This is a genomic window from Methylobacter sp. Wu8, from assembly GCF_036440755.1.
Lineage (GTDB): Bacteria > Pseudomonadota > Gammaproteobacteria > Methylococcales > Methylomonadaceae > Methylobacter_A > Methylobacter_A tundripaludum_A.
This window is the reverse complement of the sequence record NZ_JAZGVT010000072.1, coordinates 102084-127687: the sequence shown is the minus strand read 5'-3', so window position 1 is coordinate 127687 and position 25604 is coordinate 102084. Positions and strand designations below refer to the sequence as shown.

The window sequence follows — 25604 nt, the reverse complement described above, 5'->3', positions numbered from 1 at the left end:
ACTCGCTTGATTGATAAAGTAACATACAATTATTCCCCATAAGGATACAGGTAAAAATGTTCAAAAGAATTCGCGGCCTTTTCTCCAACGATCTCGCTATTGACTTAGGAACCGCCAATACATTGATCTACATTCCCGGACAGGGAATTGTGCTTAATGAACCCTCGGTTGTCGCCATCAAAGAAGACAGAATCCGCGGCGCTAAAACAATTGCCGCTGTCGGTCTTGATGCAAAACTGATGTTGGGCCGCACACCGGGCAATATTACTGCAATCCGTCCGTTAAAGGACGGCGTCATCGCCGATTTTGCGGTTACCGAACGGATGCTGCGGTTTTTTATCGAAAAAGTCCATCAAAGCAAAATGCTGCGCCCCAGTCCGCGCATTTTAATCTGCGTTCCTTGCGGTTCAACGCAAGTTGAACGCCGCGCCATTCGCGAATCTGCGGCAATGGCCGGGGCGCGCGAAGTTTATCTGATTGAAGAACCCATGTCTGCGGCTATCGGCGCAGGCTTGCCGGTCGAAGAAGCCTGCGGCTCTATGGTGTTGGACATTGGCGGCGGCACTTCTGAAGTGGCGGTTATCTCAATTAACGGCATCGTTTATTCCTCGTCCGTCCGTATCGGCGGCGACCGTTTTGATGAAGCCATCATCAATTATGTCCGCAGAAACTACGGCACCTTAATCGGCGAGGCCACCGCGGAGAGAATCAAACAAGAAATCGGCACGGCTTACCCCGGCAGTGAAGTCAGGGAAATCGAAGTGAAAGGCCGCAATCTGGCGGAAGGTGTGCCGCGCAGCTTTTCCCTGAACAGCAATGAAATCCTTGAAGCTTTGCAGGAACCGCTATCAGGCATAGTCGGCGCGGTAAAATTAGCCTTGGAGCAAACTCCGCCTGAACTCGGTTCGGACGTAGCAACCCGCGGCATATTCTTGACCGGCGGCGGTGCATTATTGAAAGATATAGATCGGCTCATCGCCGAAGAAACGGGTCTGCCCGTTTACATAGCGGAAGACCCGCTAACCTGTGTCGCCAGAGGCGGCGGCATGGTTCTGGAAATGCTGGATAAAAAAGGGGTTTCGACTTTTTCTCTGGAGTAATCAAGCGTAATCATCCTTTAAATCGTTTATTTGGACAGCGTGCAGTTTGTCGGGTTACGCGGATATTCGCTCCTGCAATGCCTGCATAATCACATCCCTGTGGCTTATGCAGGCGGCAGAGCAATGCATAGGCAATTGCCGGGCGTAGTGTAACCCGCAAACCAACGCCGTACCCGCTGGGTTGCGGCGCAAAGAAACGCGCTTAATCCAACCTACATAAAGAGGCATCCCGCTATAAAACTTTTATTTGCTACCGGTCCTTCCATCAACACCCGCCTGCTTGTGGCAATAATTGCTTCAGTCGCTTTACTGATCACTGAGCACCGTAGCCATCGATTGGACTCGCTTCGAGCCACGTTATCCGTTCTTGTCGACCCGTTAAAATATCTGGTCGATTTGCCGACAGTTCTGATCGAGCAAACTACCGAATCTGTCCGTTCATACTCAACTCTAAAAAAAGAAAACGCCCAATTACGCGACGAACAATTCATCGATAAAACCCGCTTGCTTAAATTTGAGTCGTTGGAAAAAGAAAACATTCGTCTGCGTGCATTATTGGAAAACTCGTTTAAACTCGGCGAACAGCTGCTGATCGCAGAATTACTGTCGATCAATACGGCGCCTTACGAAAATATAGTCGTCGTCAACAAAGGCACTCGTTTCGGCGTTCACCCGCAACAGCCGGTGCTCGATGCGAACGGCGTTGTCGGCCAGGTTTTTCGCGCATTACCGTTCAGCTCCGAAATCATGTTAATTACCGACCCGAACCATGCCATACCGGTACAGGTCAATCGTAACGGCCTGCTGACCATTGCGGTAGGCAGCGGCCAACTGAACCGCCTTAATTTGCCCTTCCTGCCGAATAATGCGGATATTCGCCCCGGCGACTTACTGATCACATCGGGTTTAGGCGGCACTTTTCCGTCAGGTTATCCGGTTGCTGTTGTCGATGATTTTACTCCGATGTCTAACAAACCTTTCGTCAACATTACCGCCACTCCCAAAGCCATGCTGGACCGGAACAGGGAGTTGCTGATCGTCTGGAGCGACTCGTCCCCGGTTTCGCTGACCACACCATTGAGCGAAAAGCCCACCGAATCTCCCCCCCATGACCAACCCGCTGGGACCGGAACAGTCGGTAACGCCCTACCCGCCGCAAGTAGATCGGCGCGGAACACGCCAGCTGGAATAAACCGTGACGACAAATCCGCCGGGAGCGGATTGACACATAAAACGCCCGTAGCGGAACAGGCAGATACAGACAATGATGAATAGCTACGCAGGTTTTGGCCGCATTTTCCTGACGATTGTCATGGCGATGTGCCTAAGAATTACACCTTGGCCCGGCTTCCTGTCCGGCATCAATCCTGACTGGGTGCTGCTGGCGCTTATCTACTGGGCAATTGCCGTACCGGAGCGCGTCGGTATCTTTCATGCCTGGATCATCGGATTACTGACCGATGTGTTGACCGGAAGAGTATTCGGCCAATACGCACTGGCCTATTCGTTGATCATTTATTTGTGCCTGATAATGCACAAACGTTTGCGCCAATTTCCCTTGCCCCAGCAGAGTCTGTTTATTTTCTCTTGCCTGCTGTTTTCCCAAATACTGCTGTTTTGGCTAAAGAATATTCAGCATCCCACTCAACTGCATGCTTCTTTCTGGCTGCCTGTTTTTACCGGCACATTCTGCTGGCCACTGCTCTATACCGCACTACGTCGCGTCCGCTTGTCACGACGCACTAAATAACCCCCCCTGTAGTCGCCATGTCTCGTATCTATACGATTAAAAATAAGCTGGAAGAGAGCCGTCTATTTCTCAACCGCATTATTGCAGCCTTTGTTGTCATGCTGCTGTTAACATCCGGCTTGATTGTCCGTCTGGTTTATCTGCAAATTGTCGGACACGAACATTACGCAACACTGGCAAAAGACAACAGTATCAAGATCGAACCGCTGGTACCGACGCGGGGCATTATTTATGACCGGCACGGCAAAGTCCTGGCCGACAACACCCAGTCTTTCAGCCTGGAGCTGATCCCGGAGCAAATCAAGGATCTTGATGACACGCTGCAGCGTTTACAAAAACTGCTTAATATCTCAGACGAAAAAATCGACCAATACCAGAAACAACGCAAACGGCAAAAACGCTTCGTCAGTACGCCTTTATTAATAAGTATGACCGATGAGGAAATCGCCAAATTTGCCGTAGTCCGGCCTTATTTCCCCGGCGTCGACATTCAAACGCGCCTGGTCCGGCATTACCCCTACGCCGAATTAGCCTCCCATGTTGTCGGTTACGTGGCCCGCATCAACGAGACGGAAATGAAATCCCTGCCCGTCGCGGAATATCGGGGGTCGACTCATGTCGGCAAGATAGGCATAGAAAGCACTTATGAGACAGAACTGCACGGCAAGACCGGCTATGCGGAAATAGAAACCAATGTACAGGCGCGCGCGATCAACACGGTGAACTCGGTCCCGCCGGTACCGGGCGAAAATCTATATCTGACGCTGGATATAGATTTGCAGAAAACCGCTTATGACGCCCTAGGCGACTACAACGGCGCGATAGTCGCCATTGAGGTTAAAACCGGCGGCGTGTTAGTCTTCGCAAGCCGTCCCGGCTTCGACCCCAACCCGTTTGTTATCGGCATCGCCAATGACGCGTACCAAGCTCTGCAATCCTCCGAAAATCAGCCGCTCTATAACCGCGCATTGCGTGGCTTGTATCCGCCGGGATCAACCGCCAAGCCGTTTGTTGCGCTGGCGGGACTTGAATACAATGCGATAAGCCCCGAACACAAGATTTTCTGTCCCGGCTATTATCAGCTGCCCAATGTCAGCCATCATTATCGGGATTGGAAAAAAGGCGGGCATGGCTCGGTTAATATGTCCGAAGCGATCACCCAATCCTGCGACGTGTATTTTTACAGCCTGGCGTCCACGCTGGGCATAGACCGTATGCACAGTTTTTTACAGCACTTTGGTTTTGGTGAAAAATCCGGCATTGATCTGGTCGGCGAGAAGCAAGGGTTATTGCCGTCACGCGAGTGGAAACGCAATCAACGCAATCAGTCCTGGTATCCGGGAGAAACACTGATCACCGGGATAGGCCAGGGATTTCTTCAAGTTACACCGATACAGCTGGCGAGGGCCACTGCGACATTGGCGAATAAAGGCAAGGTTGTAAGCCCTTTTCTGGTCAGGCATACCCCGGATCCCGACGCCACCGCCCCGGTTATAGAAAACCTTGAACTGAACCCTGAAAATATCAATACGATTACCGCAGCTATGGTCAATGTTATTCACGACGCACACGGCACAGCAAAAAGCATCGGCAAAAACATCAGCTATCAAATAGCCGGAAAAACAGGAACGGCGCAGGTTTTCAACATTAAGCAGGATGCAAAATACAACGAAAACGACATCGACTTCAAATTACGCGACCACGCCTTATTTATTTCTTTCGCCCCGGCTGACGATCCCAAAATTGCAGTTGCGGTCGTCGTTGAGAACGGCGGTCACGGCGGCTCTGTCGCAGCGCCCATGGCGGGGCAGGTTATCAAGCAATATTTAGAGGGCAACAATGAAAACTGAAACCCGTAGCGAACAATTTCACCCGCCGTCACTGATCGGCAATGTCCTCAGAAAACTGCATATCGATATTCCTTTATTTATCGGCTTGTTGCTGATCTCGCTGCTGAGCTTTGTGATCCTTTACAGCGCGGGCAGCCAGGATATGGATGTACTGATGCGCCAGGCGGCGCGCGTCGGACTGGCTTTCCTTTTAATGACGGCGCTGGCTCATGTCGATCCTTACCAATTTAAGCGCTATTCAGCGCTGCTGTTTAGCTTTGGCATCTTATTGTTGATTGCGGTGCTGATTCTGGGGCAATTCGGTAAAGGCGCGCAACGCTGGCTGGACCTTGGCGTTTTTCGCTTCCAGCCATCGGAAATGATCAAAATCACCACACCGATGATGATCGCTTGGTATTTGGCCGAACACGCTTTGCCGCCAAAACCAAAGCAATTGCTGATCGCCGGCATACTGATCATTATTCCAACCTTGTTGATCGCCAAACAACCTGATCTGGGCACCGCATTACTGGTCGCCAGCTCCGGCGCTGCGGTACTGTTTTTTGCCGGCCTGTCCTGGCGGTTCATGCTGGCAATCTGCACCATACTGGCGGGACTGACACCGATACTCTGGCATTTTATGCGTCCCTATCAACGCGACCGGGTGCTCACCTTCTTGAATCCTGAAGCCGATCCTCTAGGCAGGGGCTATCATATTATCCAATCGAAAATCGCAATCGGCTCCGGCGGCATCTACGGCAAAGGCTGGCTGGGCAGCACCCAGTCGGAACTGGACTTTTTACCGGAAAGCTCCACCGACTTTATTTTCGCAGTCTTTGCCGAAGAATTCGGACTGTTCGGCTGCGTAAGTCTGCTGACCTTGTACCTGCTTATCATCAGCCGCTGCCTGTATATCGCCTCGCAAGCCCAGGATACTTACAGCCGTTTATTGGCGGGCAGCTTGGCCTTCACCTTTTTTGTTTATGTTTTTGTTAACATCGGCATGGTCATCGGCGTACTTCCTGTTGTCGGCGTTCCATTGCCATTAATCAGTTACGGCGGCACCTCGATCGTAACCTTGCTGGCCGGATTCGGCATTCTTATGTCGATTCATACGCATAAAAAATTCCTGCCGCACTCGTGAGGCTAAAGGCTAAAGGCTAAAGGCTAAAGGCTAAAGGCTAAAGGCTAAAGGCTAAAGGCTAAAAATTGTGGACCTTTAAATCTTCGATTGATACCTTAAAATTTCCGCCTCACTTATAAATCTCAAACAAGCTCTAACACAAGGCTAAAAAGATGCTCAAATACAACCTTATATCCCGGCTCAGAAGCATCCCTTGCGCTCTTCGCCTTTCGCCCTTCGCCTTTTGCCTTTTCCTCATCTCCTGCACCGGCAACATAAAAGACACCGAATCGGTCCATAGCTTTATCGAACAAATGTCTGCCAAGCACCAGTTTGACGAATCCGAACTTGAGGATTTGTTCGAAACGGTCGAGATCAAACAGGACATACTCAAAAGAATCGCCTCTCCGTCGGAAAGCTTGCCCTGGTATAAATATCGCAAAATATTCCTGACCGAAGCCCGTATCGACGCCGGCGTGCAATTCTGGAAAGACAATGCGCCTGCCCTGGCCGCCGCCGAACAACAATACGGCATCCCGCCCGAGATTATTGTCGCCATTATCGGCGTTGAAACACTATTTGGGAAAAACACCGGCAACCACCGCGTCATCGATGCATTGTCTACCCTGGCCTTTGCCTATCCGCCGCGCAGTAAATTCTTTCTTAGCGAACTGGAAAACTTCCTGCTGCTGTGCCGCGATGAACACATCAATCCCGCCGATCCACTAGGCTCATACGCCGGCGCCATGGGTATGCCGCAATTTATGCCCAGCAGCTTCAGAAACTATGCCGTCGATTTCGATAATGACAACCGCCGCGACATCTGGCGCAACAATAACGATGTCATAGCCAGCGTCGCCAATTATTTCGCCAAACATCACTGGCAAAAAGGACAAACTATCGCCGTTCCGGTTACAGCCAAGTATAAAAACTATGAACCAGATCTCAATAATGACCTTAAGCCTGATTTAAGGGTTGCCGAGTTAGAATCGCTCAACTTAATTATTTCGAGGCAATTACCTTTAGACAGTAAAGTGAAACTGCTTAGCTTTGAACAGCAAGAACAAGGCAAAGAACTCTGGGCGGCACTAGACAATTTTTATGTCATTACCCGCTACAACCACAGTCCTTTATACGCCATGGCCGTTTATCAGTTAAGCCTATCTATTTTAAATAAAAAAGGCTCATTCCCATGAATAAGATCATCCCGTTACTTTTAATGTTTGTTTTATGCAGTTGCAGCAGCCAACAAATGAAAACTAACGACCTCTCAAGCCAAACATTAAGCCCCCACTCATCAAAAGCGCCCCACAGCAACGCCGATACTGCGAACGCCGACGAGGAAAATCTATTACCCCGCCTTACCCGCTACCTGAAACAAGGCATAGCTTCATGGTACGGCCCCAAGTTTCACGGCAAAAAAACCGCATCCGGCGAAATATACGACATGTACGCGATGACGGCCGCGCACAAAACCCTGCCGATTTCATCTTACGCGCGCGTCACCAATCTGGAAAATCAGCGCAGCGTTATTGTCCGCATCAATGACCGAGGCCCCTTTCAAGGCAACCGCTTGATGGACCTGTCATACGCGGCCGCCAAAAAACTCGATTTGCACCAGGCCGGATCAGCGGCTGTTGAAATCAAGGCGATAGCGCCTGAACAGGCTTTAGCGCAAATGCAAAACACTGCAAAAACGCAAGAGAAAAACGTCTATCTTCAAGTAGGTACATTCGGCAACAAAAAGAAGGCCATGAACCTGAAAAACAAGATTGTCGCTCATCATTTGCCACAGCCGGAAATACTACCGTCAACGCACAAAGGCTCCACTCTGTACAAGGTTCAAATGGGCCCCATTAAATCACCGGAAAACGCCCACAAGCTGAATATACAACTGGCAAAGCTGGGCATAACCGCGACTCAATTTGTTAGTGAAACCGATCAAAAGCAAATCTCCATGATACAATAAACTCATGTTTTACTGAGTCTACCGTTTAGAGAGCAATGATCCCTTTTAAAAAATTCCCCGTTTTTTTATTTTTTAGTTTATTAATTGCCGCAAACGCGGCAAACGCAGAAGACGCCGAACTCAGCACCCCGGCAGCACCGACTATTGCTGCCAGCGCCTACATCTTAATGAACTACGATTCCGGCAAAGTGCTGGCGGAAAACAACGCCGACGTTAAGCTCGCCCCCGCCAGTCTGACCAAAATCATGTCTGTTTATGTGGTGTTTCGGGAAATCAGCAACGGCCACTTGCATTTAGACGATCTGGTCACCATCAGCCAAAAAGCTTGGGAAACGCCCGGCTCGCGCATGTTTGTCGAAGTCGGCAATCAGGTTAAGGTTGAAGACTTGTTAAAAGGCGTCATCATTCAATCCGGCAACGACGCCAGCGTTGCTTTGGCCGAACATATCGCCGGCGACGAAAGCACTTTTGCCGACATGATGAATCAACATGCCGAACGTCTGGGCATGAAAAACAGCCACTTCCAGGATAGCAACGGGCTGCCGATCGACAACCATTACACCACCGCACGCGATCTGGCCATACTGACCCGGGCTTTAATCAAAGAATTTCCCGACTATTACCGCTGGTTTTCACAAAAAGAATTCACTTTCAACAACATCGTTCAGCACAACCGCAACCAGTTGCTGTCGCGCGATGAAACCGTGGACGGCGTTAAAACCGGATTTACCGATGCAGCGGGCTATTGCCTGGTCGCCTCCGCGTTAAGAAACAACATGCGCCTGATTTCCGTCGTGATGGGCGCAAGCAGCCCTAACGCCAGAGCCAACGAAAACCAGAACCTGCTCAACTACGGCTTTCGCTTTTTTGAAGCGCATAAACTGTATTCAGGAAAAACCTCCCTGGCCGAGGCGAGAATCTGGAAGGGCGACACTAAAAATGTGCAACTTGGCTTGGCCGAAGATCTTTATGTTTCTATTCCCCGTCGCCATTACAACGACCTTAAAGCCGTCATTAACATCGACAAAAAAATTACCGCCCCCGTTAAGGAAGGTACAAAACTGGGCACCGTCAACGTCACCCTTAAAGATGAAGTTGTCGCCAACAAAGACTTGATCGCCCTGAAAGCGGTCGAACAAGGCAACATTCTTCAGCGCATCTATGACAGCGCAATGATGCTGCTGGAGAAATCCGATGGACAATAAGACCGTCTATTTAAACGGTCAGTACTTGCCTCTAACCGAAGCCAAAGTATCGGTTCTGGATCGCGGCTTCCTGTTCGGCGACGGGATCTATGAGGTTATCCCGGCTTACTCGGGCAAATTGTTCCACTTTGAAGACCATATGGAGCGGCTGGAAAACAGCCTGTCCTCCATTCGCTTGGTTAACCCGCATGAACGGGCGCAATGGCTGGAGATTCTGACGCCTTTGCTGGATGCAGGCCGGGATCAATCCGTTTACCTGCAAATCACCCGTGGCGTCTCCGACAAAAGGGATCACGCTTTCCCGGAAAAAGTCACTCCGACCGTATTCGCGATGTGCTCAGACATCGTGCCTTTGGCAAATTTGGAATCCGGTGTCAAAGCCATCAGCATCGACGACAGCCGCTGGGAACTGTGCAATGTTAAAGCCACCACGCTGCTGGCCAATATCTTGCTCAGGCAACAAGCCGTAGAAAAAGGTTGCGCCGAAGCCGTCCTGGTCAAAGACGGTTATGTGACCGAGGGCGCCGCCAGTAATATATTTGCCGTCATCGACGGCATCTTGATTACACCGCCGCAAGGCACCGAAATATTGCCCGGCATTACCCGCAATGTCATTCTGGACATTGCCCGGCAAAACAGCATCCCCTACAGCGAAGAGATCATTTCATTGGATGCCTTGCAAACAGCCAGCGAAATCTGGCTAACCAGCTCGACACGGGAAATCGTACCGGTTGTGCAACTTGATAATGAACCCATTGCAAACGGCAAACCCGGCCCCATATGGGAAGCAATGAATCAATTATTCCAGGCTTACAAACGGTCCCAATGAGTGAAGAAACCCTTTTAGAATTTCCCTGCCAGTTTCCGATCAAGGCAATGGGCAAAACCAATATCGAGCTCGACCTGCTGGTTGTTGAAATCGTGCGCCGCCATGTTGTCGACATTAACGAAGGCGCGGTAAGCACACGGCCCAGCAAAGACGGCAATTACATGGCCGTAACCGTTATTGTAGAAGCAACCAGCAAGCAACAACTGGATGCTATTTACCAGGATTTGACCGATCATCCGCATGTTTTGATGGCGTTGTAGGATATAAACGGAGCCGCACAACATCTGCAACGCTTTTATTGATAGATCACCATGAAGACACAAAAGACACGAAGTTATTTCTTCGTGTCTTTTTGATAGTTAAGGTTAAAAAACAGCTGCTCATTCTAAAATCCCGTTCGCCCTGAGCCTGTCGAAGGGTGAGCGGAATTTTAGAATGAGCGGCAAAATGAGTGAACGGCTTTCACAAGCTCCTACTTGAGAAGTTACCAACTCTGCACAAACATAAGTCATCTTAATGGTAACGATACGCAACTTAAGCTTGCAGGATTATGAATCCGTCTGGCGAGACATGCAGCGGTTCACCCAAAATCGCGACGCCGAAACCCCCGATGAAATCTGGATCACCGAACACCCGCCCGTTTATACACTGGGCCTAAACGGCAAGCCTGAACATCTGCTGGATACCGGCGACATCCCGGTCATCAATTCCGACCGGGGCGGACAGGTCACCTATCACGGCCCCGGCCAGCTGGTTATTTACACCCTGATCGATATTAAACGGCTGAATCTCGGCGTCCGCTCGCTGGTCACAACGCTGGAACAAGCCATGATCTCCGCCTTGGCGCAATACGGCATTATCGCGGTCGCCCGAGCCGACGCCCCCGGCGTTTATGTCAACGACAAGAAAATCGGTTCCATCGGCCTGCGCATCAAAAGAAATTGCAGCTATCACGGCCTGAGCATCAACAACCGGATGGATTTGCATCCTTTCGATCATATCAACACCTGCGGCTATTCGGGCCTTGAAGTGACCCAACTGGCCGACCTGGGCGTAACCGTCAGCAACGCTGAACTCGCCACCCTTGTTACCCAGGCTATAATTACCGCTCTGCAAAATTCGGCGCCTTTATCCCCTCTCCTGTTGGAGAGGGTTAGGGAGAGGAGTTTTAAAAAACCGAGTTTTGATCTGTAAACACAAAATCTCACGGCATTAGCAAAATGACTTATCAAGCGCCCTCCCGATCCACACCCGACTCCCACCAGCGCAGCACCGAAAAACTGGCAAAAATCCCGATCAAGGTGGAGCCTGCCGAAACCACGTTGCGCAAACCGGAATGGATACGCATCAAAATATCGGCCAGCGACGAAGTCACCCGTATCAAGCAGCTGCTGCGCGAAAACAACCTGCATACCGTTTGCGAAGAGGCCGCCTGCCCGAACCTGGGCGAATGTTTCCAGCACGGCACCGCCACCTTCATGATCATGGGCGACCTATGCACCCGCCGCTGCCCTTTTTGCGATGTCGCACACGGCAAACCGCTGGCGCTGGACAAAGACGAACCCCAGCACCTGGCCGATGCGATACAAGCCATGGCCTTGAAATACGTCGTCATCACCTCGGTAGACCGCGACGATTTAAGAGACGGCGGCGCCGGACATTTTGCCGACTGCATCGAAAAAATCCGCCTGCACACACCCGCGACCAAAATAGAAATCCTGGTACCCGACTTTCGCGGACGCATCGAAAAAGCCGTAGCCCTATTAGCCGAACAACCCTGCGACGTATTCAACCACAACCTGGAAACCGTCCCCCGGCTATACAAACAAGTGCGCCCCGGTTCCGACTACCAAGGCTCGCTAGACTTACTGCACCAATTCCACCAAGCCCAGCCGCAAGTACCCACCAAATCCGGCCTGATGCTCGGCGTAGGCGAACAGCCGCACGAAGTGCATCAAGTCATGAAAGACTTATTAGCCCACGGCTGCTCAATGCTGACCATCGGCCAATACCTGCAACCCAGCAAAGCCCATTTGCCGGTGCAAAGTTATATTACGCCGGAACAATTCGATGAATACGGCGCAGTTGCCAAAGCCTTGGGGTTCAAACAAGTCGCCAGCGCGCCGATGGTTAGGTCTTCATACCATGCTGATCTACAGGCTAAATCTGTAATTTAAAAACACCGCTACCGGAGTTCAAAGCTAGCTTTGAATTGAAATTAGCCGTCAATCTACGATGTTAATGCATGAATACAGCTGAAAATATTTATCAAGAGATCCAAGACTTTACAGAACATTTGACTTTAGAAGTGTTGCATGTTGTAGAGTTTTTAAGATCTAAAAATCAATTCTCAATAAATCAGAAGTTGGAACAAAAAACCCAACACGGAATTGATCAAGCAATTGATGACTAATGAGATGCATTGTTAGTGTCGTAGGTTGTGTTTTTGAGGTTAGCTAATTCGATATTCAGTGCCTCAAAAAGATTCGTATTTTCTAAATTTGCCCCTTCAAAGTTTGCTCCCGAAATGTCTGCACCGGTAAAAATTGCTCCTTCAAGATTTGCACCTCTAAAGTCTGCATTTATTAGACTTGCTCCTTCAAGATTGACATATCTTAGAAACGCACCAGTAAGGTTTGCGCTAGATAAATCGGCTTCCGCCAAACATGCTCCATCAAGAAATGAATCGTCAAGGTAGGCACTATAAAGATTAGCATATGACAAATTAGCTCCTTCAAAGTCGGCCTCATAAAGAAACTGTCCAAATAAATCAATATATTGCAAGTCGAGAAAAGCCAATGACTCTAACATTAAATAATGACCTTGGCTTCGAAGATGATATAACCAAGAACCAAAAGCATCTACGTCCGGTAAATCTAAACTGATTATTTCCCTAGTTTGTCCTGCACAAGCTGCATGCAATATTAATAACGCTTCCTCTGCATTACATGATTGCCTAAGCATTTCCTGAAAATTGTTTAAACCCAATTTTTCCATCGGCATGCCATGATCAAACACCGATCTGATCAAACGAGCCAGAATTTCTTGCCATTGCAGAATTTGAGCTTCGTGAGACAACGCGACCTGATGATTTATAAAAGGCATAAGGTAATAATTAACTTCAGTGGGACCACAGATTTCGGCCCAATGCACTAATGCTTGGCGTTCATCCCATCCGTCGTCCGGGTCATTATCATGACGTTGTATTTGCTGACAAACTTTCTCCAGCATTCTGACGATACGGCAGGCTGTCAAATACTCGCCAAAGCTCTTGTGGGTAAATTCAAACGTTCTTTCGCCTTTTATTTCACCGCTTTGCCGGAAATAAAATGCCGTTAACAGTCGGGTTACACCTCTTTCAGCCCCTTCCTGAAATTCCTCCAGGTAGCGCTGTAAGCTGCTTTGCTTGCATCTGGTCTGTATATAGTCAACTGTCGTCGTGCGTCCGTCGCCGTGCCAGATGGCGAGCGCAATTTCTTCCAAGATTCGGCAAAAATTAGCAAAATTTAGATTACCAGTGCCTTGGTGACGGCGATTACAGCCTTCATATTGCCGTTCATACACCGCCTCCAATAAATCCTGGTAAACCAAATTTAGGCTGGTGTCGGAGTTAAAATCCAGTTGTTGACGTTCGTAACTTAAGGCCACCAAATAATTGAGCAGCGGCCAACAGGTGATTTCCGTCAAATTGTCCCCTGATAAATTCTCCGGCATGAATTGATAGTTTTTGCCGCTGACTGCTCCGTAGTTTTTCCACCAAATTTGGCGTTGGTCTTCGTCCAGCAAATTCTGTATATCTTGATAATGCTCGCGTTCTTTTTCTGGAACAAAATACGGTAGTACATGCAATATTTGTTTAGGCTGACGGAATTTATTTGCATTGGCCTGTACTACTAAATCCCTCCCACTAATCAATACTTGGCGCTGCAATTTTTGCGCGGCAAAATGATCGAGCTTGCGTAAAACCTCATCGATAAATTCTTGCGCTACCTGCGCAGCAGCCTTGCCCTGCATAGACAACTCGTCTAAACCATCGAAGATTACCAATAGCCGATTTTCACCTTCTTTAGCATCCAACGGATTGCCAACTAAATAACGGCTTTGGTTAACGAAGCGTCCTACCGCATCAACTAAATCAGCGGTTAGGTCGAATAAATGCAGCGGAATGAACAATACTTTTACGCCCGTCTGCTCGGCGACATGAATAGCAAACATTTTGCTGAACGAGGATTTACCACAACCAGGACCTCCACTGATCAAGCGCACGGCATCCTCGGCCTTGAAATTCTGTACCCAATGAGCCAGTTCGGTTTGTAAATCGACTACGTGACGCGTAGTTTCAGATTTCTCTATTTCAATGGAACGGCCCTTGGCCTCTTTGGGTTTTTCTTCGTAATAAGCCCGCAAGGGTACGTAAACATTTTGCAAGCTAAATGCTTCCGCAAACATGCGTTGGTTGACCTGTTCATGTAGCCACGCACCGTAATGCATCCACTGGTGCTGTTGTTCCGCGGCTTGGGTAAAAGGTGTAACGATTGCTGCGGTAATAGCCGAGTAATGTTCCGGCTCGTTCAGCCATTCACCGTGTAAAGCCAATGCAAATTTATCCGGTAAACGCTGAACTAAAGCCTTAGCCTGAGGCTCCGATAATCCCAAACCAACTAACCAGTGCTGCATGGCTTTGCCGAATTCGCTTAATAACGGCAACTCTTGCGGCTTGCGGAAAAATTCGGAGTCTATGGTGACTTCCAGATTATTCAGATGGTCGCTGAGAATGTCGGTCAACGTTTCAAGCGTTGAATCTTCTTGATCATTATGTTGAAACAAATCCTGACTATCGTTTAGCAACTCCATTAAAGCTGATGTAAATGCACGATAAATCAACAGCCAAGCCAATTGACCGGCTCTATCTTCAGGTGCTATATCAACAAAAGCATCAGCCAACGTTTCCGTCGCATTTTCTAATTCTCCTTGAGCTCCCTTAGCTAGAGCTTTTGCCAAATTAAGCAAAAACTTTTTCGGTTCAATTTTAAGCGGCTTATTCCATACCGAGACCGGCTTGCTGATTTTTAAATTGTGTTTGATGTCCATTTTCTATTGGGTTCTAGTAATTAAAGGGAATTCTGAATAATAAACACAGCGGCTGCAGTGAGGTGACAGCTCAATATCTAACGATTCTAACATCGTAAATGAGGCTGTACTATTATGAATGCTCAGGGAAGCTCCTTATAGTGTGTTGGGGATACTATTAGCTTTCAGTCCTGTAGATACCGTCTCGCCGCCCCTTATGCAAGTAAAAAATGTGGGTCAAATGGCTTACCTGATTTGAGGATAGCAAAGGCGAGATGCACCAACAACGTAACTAACGTAATATGAAAACGCTGTAAATCCAACACATTATTAATACCCAAAACCTAATTTTCCGCAAATAACCTCGGAAACAAAAACTCAACAGACTCGCTCCCAAAATGCAGCGATACCGGGCCTTTAGGTGTTTCCGACGTTAAGATTCCGTCATTGATTAAACTTGAAAGCACCATCCGCGCACTACGCTCTTTCAAGCCGGTGATGCGTTCGGCTTCACCGCGAGACATCTCGCCCTGCATCAGCACCCTTTCCAAAATATAAAAGGCCTCCGCTTTTAACGCCCGGCTTTCCACGTAGGCTTTGAGGCGCTCGGCTAAGCGGTCGAATTCGAATAGTCCGGTCATGAAGCCCACCTGATCCAGACACACTTCTAAAAACCAGTGTATGAACTCGATCAATACCTTTTGGGATAAGTTGCCACGACCATCCAAGTCGACTTGCCTTGGGGTATCGGCATAATCCATCTTACTCTTGTAATCTTGTCGGCTTTCCAGGCCGCGAGCGAGGCCGCGTGACACCGACCAAAGCCCTGATGCGCCGATTCCGGCGCTCAACCCCATTGCATGACTCATCAAGCGACTGACGCGACCGTTTCCGTCCGGGAATGGATGAATATAGGCCAGTCGATGATGCGAGGCGGCCATCGCGATAATCCGTTCACCCTTGCCCATCGATGCCAAACGATAGCGTTGCTCGAAGTAACGCATAAACTCGACAACACGCTCGCTGTCAGGCGGGATATGTCTTTCTACTGAGACATTGTGTTCAGGCCGGGAACGAAACACCCCCGGCTCCATTCGAAAGCCATGATCGCCGTTGTCTATCCAAAGCATGGATTCCGGCGCATCATGGTAAAACTCTTTGTGCAGCCAGCGCAGGAATTCGGTCGATGTCGGTTCAGGCATATTCCCTGCCGCATAGAGCCGGTCAATCGTTTGTTGCAATCTGACATGAGCTCGTGCTTCGATTTGGAAATTACGGCGCAACTCGTCTTTTTCCAGGTCATCCGCCAAGGCCCGCTCAATATCCCTAGGCTTAGTGTTATGCCCTTCGATAAGGTTGGAATAATAGCAGTTCATGATCTGAACCAGCTCAGCTAAACTTGCAGCTGTGCGCGGGTGTAAGCGCCCGGCAATTCTTTCTGATGACGTTGTTAGATTAGCGATTAGATCAGTCATTCTGATCGGAATATTTTCAAGCAGACAAGGCTCGATTCGGTAAGTCATTTCTATGGGTAATGGCATGCCGATCTTCTACACTTATAAGATATTGTTTTTATAAGGCTAAGCATACTGTTTATTTTGAATTTTGCCGATTTTTATGCCGATCTCAAATTTAGGATTAATTTATTGTTTTAATAAATGTTTGTTTGCTGATTGCACAGAATCTGTGCCGGTTTTAATTAAACAGTCCATCTGCACCTTATGATCAGATAAACACGGTCAAAATAACCTTACACCAATCCCAATAAGTTGTTATTTACCCCCTCAACCTAACCTTCTCCCGCTGAAGAAGGGATAGCATGCGAACTTATTGGGGTTAATGTTACTTGATTGCCCGCAATAAATTCCCGCAATACAGCTCCTTGCCGGTCTTTGTCGGTAGCCACAGCTGTTTTATTTCCAGTTGCTTTGCAGAAAAATACTGCCCGGCGGACGCCGCCAAGTCGGTCCGCTCTATTTTGGGCGAGTAGGTGTTAAGGATTAAAAACGCGCCCGGATTCATCAATCCATGCGCGGTCTCTATCAAACCGGACAGGTGGTTTTCCAGTTTCCATTTTTCGCCTTTTGCGCCCAAGCCCCAGGCGGGCGGGTCCATGATGATGCCGTCGTATTGTTTGCTCCGCTTCAATTCGCGCTGAGCGAATTTTAACGCATCCTCATGCACCCATTTGATACCGGAAAGGTGGCTGCGTTCCTGGTTTTCGTTAGCCCAGGTAATCAGCTGTTTGACCGAATCCACATGTACGACTTCCGCCCCGGCGTCACGGGCAACCAGCGAGGCCGCGCCGGTGTAGGCGAACAGGTTTAATACCTTTTGCCCGGCACTGACCCGTTCCTTAATAAAGCGCCAGTTTGCCTGTTGCTCGGGAAACAGGCCCACATGCTTGAATTGGGTCAGCTTCAGGCCGAAGTTCAGGTTTCCGTAGGAAATACGCCATTGTTCGGGAGCATGGGGTTTGATGTTAAGCCAGCGGCCTTGAGTTGAGGATTGCTCTTCAAATTCCCAATGCGCCATGTCCAGCCATTGGGCGTAAGGCCAGCCCGGTTTGAAATCGGCCTGGATTTCTGGGCGGATGGTGATGATTTTCCCCCAACGTTCGAGCTTCTTGCCGCCGCCCGCATCAAGCAGTTCGTAATCAGGCCAAGGCAGGCCGTATTCGCGTGGGACTTTTTCGGTTTGCGCTCCTTGCATTATTCTTCCTCCTGCATAATCGGTAACGGGATTTATTTTTAAGCGTTTTTGTTGCGAATATTGACTATAAATTTAAGACGGTTAAGCCGTTCATGGTTCGACAAGCTCACTACGGACGGCTTAGCGCTTACATTGGTAGCCTGCATATTTTGAACTTTATGTTGTCTTTTAGCATCATATTATTAATCTTGCTGCTGTATATGTTTCGGCTGCTCCAAGGTGGCTACCAGCAGGCCGGAAACCATCATCGCATCCAGTTCCGCTTCAATTTCACCGGTTAATAAATCCAAATGGTTCAGCTTGATTTCGATTCGGGAACGCGAGGAATCCAGCAATTCCAGCAGCCCGGATTTACCCAAGCGGTAAGCGTCTTCAGCCATTTGCTTTAATGCCGGTAAAGGCTGGAGTACATCATGCTCAAACTTTACGAGGGTGTCGCGGCGGCGCGCCAGCACATCCAAACTACGCTCCAACTCCTGTTTTGTTGACGCCAGCAGTAGATCGTGCTTCAGTAACGCGGCATTCTTTTCCGCCGCGGCTTTCGCCATGCCGCCTTGATTGCGGTCGAACAGCGGCAAATCTACTGAAACTCCTGAAAAAATCGCGTTGCCGTAAGGATTGTCGGTAAACGCGGTGCCCGCAAACAAAGAGGGAACAGGAAATCGTTCACGCCGGGCGCGTTCAAGTCCGGCATCGGCGGCAACGGTTTCCCGGCGCGCACTTTCAAGCGCTGGGTTATTATTTTCAACTTGTTGCCAAAGGGTATTCGCATCGGCAGGAGCGCCTATCGGCGCCAGGGTGCCGGACGCCTGCAATTGCCAATCGGCAAATCCCAGCAAAACGCCGATTTTTCCAACCGTGCCGGCTATGTCGGTTTGCGCATTTTCCAGGCGCGCCTGTAAGTTTTGCATCTCTTGGGTGATGCGCAACACATCGTAACGGCTGGCGGTGCCGGCGCTTTCTTTGCCGCTGATAATGGTTTTTAAGCGTTCCAGTTCCTGTTGCGCTTCTTTCAGCACGACGACCCGTTGCTGTCCTGCCAACAGTTGCACAAACAAACCCCAGGTATCGCGAACCAGCTGGTTGTATTCGACTTGAACATCGGTTTCGCTGACATCAACTTTACGCTCGGCCGCTTCTTGACGCGCGCCCCGCTGTCCCGCCAACAGTACCGGCAACTCCACCGTAACATTTTGCTGCGACATGCCGTCGAACTGCGTTCCCACCCGCCCTCCGGCTTGGTCGTAGCGGCCGTAGCTTACTTTCGGATTAGGCAACACACTGGCCGCGACGACCTCCGCTTCAGCCGCTTCAATTTGACTGCGCGCTACTGCATACCTTGGACTTTTTTCCCGGACAATTTGCAACAGCTGTTGAATGGTGACGGCCTTAGGCAGAGCGTTTGCCTGCTCGGGTTCGGCGGCAAAAGCATTCTGCCGCATCATCAGCCAGGTCATTAATCCTGCTATTGCCAGCGCACTACGACGATTAATTTTCAAAGACTCATGGTTCATAGTTTTGCATCCTCTGCGAGTTCATCCTCTTGTTCGGGTGTTAATAAATATCTCGAAGTCACCAGGCTGTAAATGACAGGCAATACAAACATGGCGACAAAAAAGGTGGTCAGCATTCCGCCGACAATCACCACGGCAAAGGGCCGCTGCGTCTCGCTGCCGATGCCGGTCGACAACGCCATCGGCATTAAGCCGAGCAACGCCAGCAACGAGGCCATCAGCACCGCACGCAACCTCAGGGTTGCGCCTTCGCGCACGGCTTCAAATAATTCAACGCTGTTGCGGCGCATTTCCTCGGTCGCGCTTAATACCAACAGCCCCATCAAACAGACTTGTCCCAACAAGGCGATAAAGCCGATAGCGGCGCTCACCGATAAAGGGATGCCGGTAAGAAAAAGCGCGAATACCCCGCCGGTCATCGCAAACGGCGTTGCAATCAGAATCGCCGCCGCGCTACGCCCGGATTGCAGCGCCGTGTACAGCAAGCCTAAAACGATCAGTATCGCAATCGGCACGACAATGCCTAGGCGCGCCATCGCCCGTTGCTGATTTTCAAACTCGCCGCCCCAGGCGATAAAATGCCCTTCGGGAATCTTCACTTTGGCATCGACCAAAGCAATCGCCTCATGAACAACCGATCCCAAATCGCGGCCTTCGACATTGAATTTAATCGCCATGTAACGGCTGTTGGCTTCTCGCTCAATAGACGTCCGTCCGCGTGCAATTTCCATGTTGGCGAGATCGCGTAACGGAATGCGGGTTTCGGCCGGCGTAACGATACTTAAATCGCCGATCTTTTCCTGATCGTTACGATCCTTTTCCGGGAATCTCAAGCGAACGGGCACAGGCCGTTCGCCCTGCCACAATTGCGACACCACGCGTCCAGCCATCGCTATTTCGACGGTATCCTGCACGGTATCGACATTTAAACCGTTACGCGCCAGCGCCGACCGGTCCAGGTTCACGCGCAGCTGCGGCACCTGCGATTCGCGGTAAATATCCAGGTCAATCACTCCCGGCACATTGGCTAATGCTGTTTTTATTTCTTCCAGCGTTTCCCGCATTTTTTCAAGGTCAGGCCCGTAAATTTTCAGCACCACTTTACCGCGCACGCCGCTGACGGCTTCCTCGACATTATCTTTAATCGGTTGTGAAAAGTTAAAGCGCACTCCCGGTATTTGCTCCAGCGACACGCGCATCGCATCGACCAGATGGTTTTTATGCAGGCCTTCGCGCCATTCATCGCGCGGCTTAAGATGCACGAAGGTTTCGCTCATGTTCACGCCTTCATTGTCCGTGCCGTCTTCGGAGCGGCCCTGTTGGCTCAAAACGCCTTTGACTTCGGGATATTGCAACAGTCGTTTGCGTACATCCAGCAGAATCTCTTGCCCTTTATCCAGAGAAACGCTGGAGGGCATTTCGACAAACACATGAATATCGCCTTCATCCAGTTCCGGCAAGAATTCGGTACCCAGTCTGGCGCCGGCCACGATACCGGCAATCAGCAAAACACCCGCGGCCATCAGTGCAGGGAACCGGCGGCGTAATGTATGATCAAGCAACTTTGCATAAACCCGGCGCAATTTTTCCAAAAAACGCGGCTCTGCGATCAGCGCATGTTTGGGCTGAATGAATGACGCGCAAAGGGCCGGAATTAAAAACAACGCAAAGGCCAGTCCACCGGCCAAGGCAAAACTGTATGTCATCGCCAGCGGGCGGAAAATCCGTCCTTCAACGCGCTCCAGCGTAAACACCGGTATTAACGCGGCAATAATGATCAACATCGCGAAAAAAGCGGGCTTGGACACATCGAAGGCGGCGTTGCCGATCAGACGCAGCATCTCCTTTCGCGTCCGTGGCTTTTGATGCGAGGCTTGATGAATGACGTTTTCCATTAGCACCACGGCGCCGTCCAAGATAATGCCGAAATCAATCGCTCCCATGGAAATCAGATTGGCCGGCATGTTTAATTGGTACAGTCCCAAGAAAGCAACCAGCAGCGACAGCGGAATCACCGTTGCGACAATCAACGACCCACGAATGCTGCGCAAAAACAGCCAAACGACCCCTACGACCAGAAAAAAACCATGCAGCAGATTGTCGAACACGGTATGCAGCGTTTTACTGACCAGGTCCGAGCGATCCAGGAACGGGACAATGCGCATTCCTGCCGGCAGGATGCGTGCATTTAATTCCTCTACCTTGGCATGCAAGGCGTCCAGAACGCGCGTAGGGTTTTGTCCGCGCCGCAGCAGCGCAATCCCTTCGACGACTTCTTTCCGGTCATCCATCCCCACCGTACCGCGTCTTGGCGTGTAGGCCTGCACTAATGTCGCAACATCGCCCACCGTAATCGGCGTGCCTTCGCGGTTTTTTAACACGATTTGTTTGATGTCCTCGGGCGAAACTAAATTGCCGACACCGCGCACGACCATCTCTTGGTCGCCGTTACGAAGAAACCCGGCTCCAACGTTACGGTTGGATTTTTCAATCGCGGTTGCAACTTCTTCTAACGTAAGATCTAGCGATTCGACTCGGGCGGGATCGATCTCAATATGAATTTCTTTATAGTAGCCGCCAAAAGACAAGACATCAGCAACACCCGGAATCTGGCGCAGGGTGCGCGAAATACTCCACTCCAGTTCGGAGCGCCGCTCGAACAAGGTATGGCGATCGCTGACGACAATAAATTTATAAATTTCACCGAGCGGCGTGTAGTCGGACGCTAGAACAGGCGTAACCTCAGGCGGCAATTCCGCGCCGGAAATGCGCTGGGAAATCTCGGTGCGCGAATGAAAACTATCGATATGGTCTTCAAAGGTGACGGTGATTAATGACAAGCCAAACAAGCTTTGGCTGCGCATCTGAATCATGTCCGGCGTACCGTTCAGCACACGCTCTAAAGGAACGGTCACCTGCCGTTCGACTTCCTCGGGCGCGTAGCCGGGCATCAAACTGATAACGGTGACCTGTGTGTTGGTCACATCGGGATACGCCTCAATCGGCGTTTCCATAAAAGCATGGACGCCAAAAATCGTGAGGATAACCGTAATCGTGATGACAGCCAGCCGCCTGTGTACACAGGTCTCAATGAGCGCACGTAGCATTTAGATCTCCTACAGCAGCATCGAAGCTTCGGAATCGAGCAGCAAGGCGCCGGAAACAACCACTCGCTCGCCGCCAACAAGACCTTCCAGTACGGGGACAAAACCATCGTGGGCTTGCCCAATCGTTACGTTACGCGGCTCGAATAAGCCGTCTTGTGTTTCGACATAAACCACAAATTGCTTTTTGTCCTTGATTAATACCGCAGTCGTCGGCAAAACAATGCGCTTGGGTCCCGCCGCCTCTATCATCGATTTGGCATACATGCCCGGCTTTATCGGTAAGTTATGATCGTCAAGATCAATATAAACGGCACCCCGTCTAAGATCCGCCTGCATAGCGGCGCTGAGCGCGGCAACATGTCCGGCGACCGGTTTTGGCAGGGTTGTAATGTGCAGCTCGACTTTGGCGCCCTTTTCTATCAGCGGCAAATCGTTCTCGAAAATATCGGCCACAATCCACAGTGCGCCGGGTTCGCCCAATTCAAACAGCACGGTTCCCGCCTGAACTGCCGTACCGATTGAAGTGTCGACTCGCAGCACCACACCTTCTATCGGTGCGCGTAACACCACCGTTTGATCTGTACCCTCACCCAGCAACCGCGCCGCCTGCAAGCTACGCTCATAATCCGCTTTGTCCTCTTCCAGTTGAAAATTGGCTTCGCTACGTTCAATCTCAAGACCGACGCCGCTTTTCAGCATATTCTCCTGGCGTTTAGCCCTGTCTTGCGAGCGCTGCAATTCCGCGCGGGTGCGTGACACATCGGAGCGCATTTGCGCAGCCTCCGAGCTTTCCAACACCGCCAATGGCGTACCTGCTTTAACCGTATCGCCCACCTGTACGTTGATTTTGCCGACGCGGCCTGAAACAACCGCGCCCGCGGTTGACAGCGCTTTAGCGCGGAACTCCACGCGCGATGGGGCTTGCACGGTCGCGGCAAAGCTTTGCGGCCTGATTTCCGCTACAGTGATGTAAGGACGGGAAGCCTCGGGTATCGAAATTGCTTTGGGCTTGCCGATGTCTTGCCCAGCTGCTTTTGAAGCAGATTGTTGATTAACAGCTGAGGATGGTTCGCCGGCTTGTTTTTCTGTTGCGGACTCCGAGCAGGCGGTACACAAAAGAACGGAAATAAGTACTAAAGAGGAATAATGCATGACAGTTATAGCTATGAACTCATTGATAAATAAAGTCAGTGCATAGAATAAAGCTGCAAAAGCCTATTCTGCATTGAGTAAAATTGCATTTGAGAGGGTAATTTATCGTAGAATTTTTGCACTCTATACAATCCATGTCTTGGCGTTGGCGAAACTAAAAACATCGTTATCTGAGCAAATCCACTTACGTGAAATACATCATTCATGACACTGGTTGCAATATCCTCGCTTAACACGGGAGTTAACAGCAATTTACATGCCACAAAACGATATGGCCTCACGCCCGCTCAGAGAGTGTTTTTCAGTACACGGCCACCTCGCCTATGGTGCAAAACAGCCGATTCCGATAAGTGTTGCGGTTCAAAAGAACCTTTACAATCAAGTATGACTGTAATATGACGCAGTAAAGTTAGCTTTGCGGGTTTCGCGCAGACGTATACGTCAATTTTTACTTTTGAGTAAGCCGTAAACGTCAACATCAACTGCGCCGCTTAATACAACACCGTTGCTTGAACATTTTTCACTTAAATCGCACTATGATCTGTAGTGCGGGCGGGAGATTCTAAACCATAGTATCGAATCAATACAATATTAATCGATCCGATACAAAATAGGACTGGCAAACCCGGCGCTCAGTCAAATTTATAATGTCGAATGAGATGGCTATGTGGGGGCGGCTTTAGCCGCTCCCACCGTTAAATTATCAGCAGAAAAACAAGATTGCCTGAGTAATAGCCGCCTGTTAATCGCTTTAGCGGCTCAAATTATCGGGGAATAACGCTAATTAAGCCTGTTCATGGATTCATAAACAAGATTTAACAGCATCACCTGGGTGGTAAGGTCTATATCATGAAAGGAAATTCCGTGCGCAAACCTTGGCGGCGCATCTTTTTTCTTGCTTGGCATCTGTTGAATGCTGCGAATAGTCACCCCGGTGTCTATATGCGCATTCTGTTTGGTGGGCTTTATTGGAAACTCGAAAGAGATTGAGACTTCCTGATTAGGTTCCCCCAGTGCTTGATTGGCCACTATTCCGGCTCCGGTGACGCTGATATCGGTGATAACCCCTGCACCGTCCACGCCATTGACTTGTACCGGCAAATTCACCTTGGCCCTGATGGCGCCGCGTAGTGCGATGGATTTAATATCGGTGGGAAAAGTAAGATGCATATAGTAATGCGGCCCCCGAAAGATAGTTTTCACCCTGCAAGCCATCGTGACAACATCCACGCCTGATAATATCCGCAGGATAAGCGGATCATCTACCTGCATTTGAACGGAAAGCCCGTTCTCCATGGGCGTCTTTATTATCAGGTACTCCCCATCCACATAACCGATGAGCTCGGTATAATAAATTGCTTGCTTGCTGCTGTGTTGCAGCGTTATTTGTAAGCGTGCGCCGACTTGCAGGTTAATATCTTTAAAAGCGGTCATCCTGTTTTCATCCGAATTATAATACGCGTTATTCCTCAATCCCTTCGCCAACTTGAATTTTCCAATTAAATTTAGTGGAAGGCATGAAAAACCAATGTTTTTTCAATTGGCTACATCAAAAAAGCTACTCTTCGGCCGACACAGGTTTGCCAAGGGTTATTCATAAGCAGTCAAGATGATTGCAACCCGATCGAGAATTTAAAAAAATTCTATTGCCCGTACCGGTTTCAGTCAATCATTCTGATTCATTATATTAATATAATCTAATATATTGTTTTGTGATTAATGCCAAAAACCCTTACCAATAAGTCCTAATACATTAAAATCATTAATATATTTAAGATTAATAAATCGTAAAAAGATCAAACGGCCTGAAAAAAAACAGATAAAATATTTTGATGGTGTCGGCAATTGCTGACATCAATGTAGCCATTAACCTACAAAAAAGATCGGGAATAGTGACAACCGGACAGAAGGAAAAAACTGCTGCCAAAACTGTAGGCTCAATTGATTCACCTGAGCAAGGGCTAAAATGAGAAAACGAAATTCCGCGCGATCAGCAGCATCCAAAACATGTTTGGATGGCGGGATCAAGGTTTAAGTGGATTTGATGGGATAGCCGCGTTACTCAAAAACGACACGGCAGCATTGGAATTAAATTTATATCGCCTGACTAAATCTATTGAAGGCTTTGTTTCAAATGCCTTTATACGCCGAATTGATTAACTGATGTTACGCGGGGGTTTATTTTTTCTCGTTCCCACGCGCTACGTCACTGCCATTAAGTTAATGGCAGCGTATTTCCAGCAA

General features: G+C 49.4%; 19 protein-coding genes and 1 pseudogene. 13 read left to right on the top strand and 7 right to left on the bottom strand.

Features of this window, described 5'->3' with window-relative positions; genetic code table 11:
- Window positions 1-56 precede the first annotated feature (56 nt).
- The 13 genes and pseudogenes from V3O24_RS15485 to V3O24_RS15425 all read left to right on the top strand — a co-directional run bounded on the left by V3O24_RS15485 (window position 57) and on the right by V3O24_RS15425 (window position 12218).
- The gene (locus V3O24_RS15485; RefSeq protein WP_104422876.1) at window positions 57-1100 is read left to right on the top strand and encodes a rod shape-determining protein; all 1044 of its coding nucleotides are present in this window, start codon (window positions 57-59) and stop codon (window positions 1098-1100) included.
- Between the two features lie 216 nt (window positions 1101-1316).
- Entirely contained in the window at window positions 1317-2375 is a 1059-nt protein-coding gene (mreC, locus tag V3O24_RS15480; protein WP_331307937.1) for a rod shape-determining protein MreC, read from the top strand.
- Complete coding sequence (gene mreD / locus V3O24_RS15475) at window positions 2368-2850, top strand: rod shape-determining protein MreD (RefSeq protein WP_181049843.1); 483 nt, start codon at window positions 2368-2370, stop codon at window positions 2848-2850. The genes mreC and mreD overlap by 8 nt, the downstream gene beginning before the upstream one ends.
- Before the next feature lie 17 nt (window positions 2851-2867).
- Window positions 2868-4700 carry a penicillin-binding protein 2 gene (gene mrdA / locus V3O24_RS15470; RefSeq protein WP_331307917.1) on the top strand — a complete coding sequence of 611 codons (1833 nt, stop codon included), beginning with the start codon at window positions 2868-2870 and terminating at the stop codon, window positions 4698-4700.
- The gene (gene rodA, locus V3O24_RS15465) at window positions 4690-5823 is read left to right on the top strand and encodes a rod shape-determining protein RodA (RefSeq protein ID WP_104422880.1); all 1134 of its coding nucleotides are present in this window, start codon (window positions 4690-4692) and stop codon (window positions 5821-5823) included. The genes mrdA and rodA overlap by 11 nt, the downstream gene beginning before the upstream one ends.
- 293 nt (window positions 5824-6116) lie before the next feature.
- Window positions 6117-6998 (top strand): lytic murein transglycosylase B, encoded by an 882-nt coding sequence (gene mltB / locus V3O24_RS15460; RefSeq protein ID WP_331307916.1) that lies wholly within the window; start codon window positions 6117-6119, stop codon window positions 6996-6998.
- A gap of 56 nt (window positions 6999-7054) precedes the next feature.
- On the top strand, window positions 7055-7771 hold the full coding sequence (locus tag V3O24_RS15455) for a septal ring lytic transglycosylase RlpA family protein (RefSeq protein WP_331307915.1): 717 nt from the start codon (window positions 7055-7057) through the stop codon (window positions 7769-7771).
- A gap of 35 nt (window positions 7772-7806) precedes the next feature.
- Window positions 7807-8976: a D-alanyl-D-alanine carboxypeptidase family protein gene (locus tag V3O24_RS15450; RefSeq protein WP_331307914.1), complete on the top strand. Its 1170-nt coding sequence runs from the start codon at window positions 7807-7809 to the stop codon at window positions 8974-8976.
- Complete coding sequence (locus V3O24_RS15445) at window positions 8966-9805, top strand: D-amino acid aminotransferase (RefSeq protein WP_331307913.1); 840 nt, start codon at window positions 8966-8968, stop codon at window positions 9803-9805. Before V3O24_RS15450 ends, V3O24_RS15445 begins: the two co-directional genes overlap by 11 nt.
- Window positions 9802-10065, top strand: coding sequence for a DUF493 domain-containing protein (locus tag V3O24_RS15440; RefSeq protein ID WP_104422885.1), 264 nt, complete (start codon window positions 9802-9804; stop codon window positions 10063-10065). The genes V3O24_RS15445 and V3O24_RS15440 overlap by 4 nt, the downstream gene beginning before the upstream one ends.
- A 256-nt stretch (window positions 10066-10321) precedes the next feature.
- Window positions 10322-10918 (top strand): annotated as a pseudogene (lipB, locus tag V3O24_RS15435) (lipoyl(octanoyl) transferase LipB); the annotation flags it as partial.
- 107 nt (window positions 10919-11025) lie between these two features.
- On the top strand, window positions 11026-11982 hold the full coding sequence (lipA, locus tag V3O24_RS15430; protein WP_331307912.1) for a lipoyl synthase: 957 nt from the start codon (window positions 11026-11028) through the stop codon (window positions 11980-11982).
- A 68-nt stretch (window positions 11983-12050) separates the two neighbouring features.
- Window positions 12051-12218: a hypothetical protein gene (locus V3O24_RS15425; protein ID WP_331307911.1), complete on the top strand. Its 168-nt coding sequence runs from the start codon at window positions 12051-12053 to the stop codon at window positions 12216-12218.
- On the opposite strand, the gene V3O24_RS15420 is transcribed toward V3O24_RS15425, so the two are convergent.
- The 7 genes from V3O24_RS15420 to V3O24_RS15390 all read right to left on the bottom strand — a co-directional run bounded on the left by V3O24_RS15420 (window position 12215) and on the right by V3O24_RS15390 (window position 24794).
- Window positions 12215-14896 carry a pentapeptide repeat-containing protein gene (locus V3O24_RS15420; protein WP_331307910.1) on the bottom strand — a complete coding sequence of 894 codons (2682 nt, stop codon included), beginning with the start codon at window positions 14894-14896 and terminating at the stop codon, window positions 12215-12217. The two genes, V3O24_RS15425 and V3O24_RS15420, sit on opposite strands and share 4 nt — an antisense overlap.
- A gap of 323 nt (window positions 14897-15219) precedes the next feature.
- Window positions 15220-16416, bottom strand: coding sequence for a Fic family protein (locus V3O24_RS15415; protein WP_331307909.1), 1197 nt, complete (start codon window positions 16414-16416; stop codon window positions 15220-15222).
- A 301-nt stretch (window positions 16417-16717) separates the two neighbouring features.
- The gene (locus tag V3O24_RS15410) at window positions 16718-17587 is read right to left on the bottom strand and encodes a class I SAM-dependent methyltransferase (protein ID WP_331307908.1); all 870 of its coding nucleotides are present in this window, start codon (window positions 17585-17587) and stop codon (window positions 16718-16720) included.
- Window positions 17588-17769: 182 nt separating this feature from the next.
- Entirely contained in the window at window positions 17770-19101 is a 1332-nt protein-coding gene (locus V3O24_RS15405) for a TolC family protein (protein WP_258076563.1), read from the bottom strand.
- The gene (locus tag V3O24_RS15400; RefSeq protein WP_331307907.1) at window positions 19098-22208 is read right to left on the bottom strand and encodes a CusA/CzcA family heavy metal efflux RND transporter; all 3111 of its coding nucleotides are present in this window, start codon (window positions 22206-22208) and stop codon (window positions 19098-19100) included. Before V3O24_RS15400 ends, V3O24_RS15405 begins: the two co-directional genes overlap by 4 nt.
- Before the next feature lie 9 nt (window positions 22209-22217).
- A complete protein-coding gene (locus tag V3O24_RS15395; protein WP_331307906.1) occupies window positions 22218-23360 on the bottom strand; it encodes an efflux RND transporter periplasmic adaptor subunit in 1143 nt (380 codons plus the stop codon).
- Between the two features lie 780 nt (window positions 23361-24140).
- Window positions 24141-24794, bottom strand: a complete 654-nt coding sequence (locus V3O24_RS15390) for a flagellar brake protein (protein WP_104422896.1) — start codon at window positions 24792-24794, stop codon at window positions 24141-24143.
- Window positions 24795-25604 lie beyond the last annotated feature (810 nt).